Here is a 916-nt window from a genome sequence, read left to right on the forward strand (position 1 = left end):
AGCAGAGGGTCGGCGGTTCGAGCCCGTCATTCTCCACCATCTTGCCGGTGTAGCTCAATTGGTAGAGCAACTGACTTGTAATCAGTAGGTTGGGGGTTCAAGTCCTCTTGCCGGCACCAGTTTTCTTCGAGCCATTAGCTCAGTCGGTAGAGCATCTGACTTTTAATCAGAGGGTCGTAGGTTCGAATCCTACATGGCTCACCATTATGTATATGCGGGTGTGGCGGAATTGGCAGACGCGCTAGACTTAGGATCTAGTGCCGTAAGGCGTGGGGGTTCAAGTCCCTCCACCCGCACCATATACTATGCGGGAGTAGTTCAGTGGTAGAACACCACCTTGCCAAGGTGGGGGTCGCGAGTTCGAATCTCGTCTTCCGCTCCAAAGTATTAAATGTATTATTACTGCCTTAGCCGGGGTGGCGGAATTGGCAGACGCACAGGACTTAAAATCCTGCGGTGGGTTTCCACCGTGCCGGTTCGAGTCCGGCCCTCGGCACTGTTTTAACTTAATTAGGATACTATTAGGCGCCCGTAGCTCAATTGGATAGAGCGTTTGACTACGGATCAAGAGGTTAGGGGTTCGACTCCTCTCGGGCGCGCCATCCTATATTTCGGGGAGTAGCTCAGCTTGGTAGAGCACTTGGTTTGGGACCAAGGGGTCGCAGGTTCGAATCCTGTCTTCCCGACCATTATATTATCCCAATTTAGGGGCCTTAGCTCAGCTGGGAGAGCGCCTGCCTTGCACGCAGGAGGTCAGCGGTTCGATCCCGCTAGGCTCCACCATTAAGATTGAACCTTGAAAACTAAACAACCAAAAACGTCAACGTTAGTACAAGATTTACAAGAAACACTATGAGCTTTATCAAACACTTTACGGAGAGTTTGATCCTGGCTCAGGACGAACGCTGGCGGCGTG

General features: G+C 51.7%; 8 tRNA genes. All 8 read left to right on the forward strand.

Annotated elements, in window-relative coordinates:
* Window positions 1–43: 43 nt before the first annotated feature.
* Window positions 44–119: transfer RNA gene (locus ACQCT8_RS18915), tRNA-Thr, on the forward strand.
* Window positions 120–128: 9 nt separating this feature from the next.
* Window positions 129–204, forward strand: a tRNA-Lys gene (locus ACQCT8_RS18920).
* Between the two features lie 10 nt (window positions 205–214).
* A tRNA-Leu gene (locus ACQCT8_RS18925) sits at window positions 215–299 on the forward strand.
* Between the two features lie 8 nt (window positions 300–307).
* A tRNA-Gly gene (locus ACQCT8_RS18930) sits at window positions 308–382 on the forward strand.
* A 28-nt stretch (window positions 383–410) separates the two neighbouring features.
* Window positions 411–496 (forward strand) — tRNA-Leu (locus ACQCT8_RS18935).
* Between the two features lie 29 nt (window positions 497–525).
* Window positions 526–602: transfer RNA gene (locus tag ACQCT8_RS18940), tRNA-Arg, on the forward strand.
* 10 nt (window positions 603–612) lie between these two features.
* A tRNA-Pro gene (locus ACQCT8_RS18945) sits at window positions 613–689 on the forward strand.
* 18 nt (window positions 690–707) lie between these two features.
* Window positions 708–783 (forward strand) — tRNA-Ala (locus ACQCT8_RS18950).
* The last annotated feature ends 133 nt before the right edge of the window (window positions 784–916 follow it).

Source organism: Jeotgalibacillus proteolyticus (genome assembly GCF_050107735.1).
GTDB classification, from domain to species: Bacteria; Bacillota; Bacilli; order Bacillales; family Jeotgalibacillaceae; genus Jeotgalibacillus; species Jeotgalibacillus proteolyticus_A.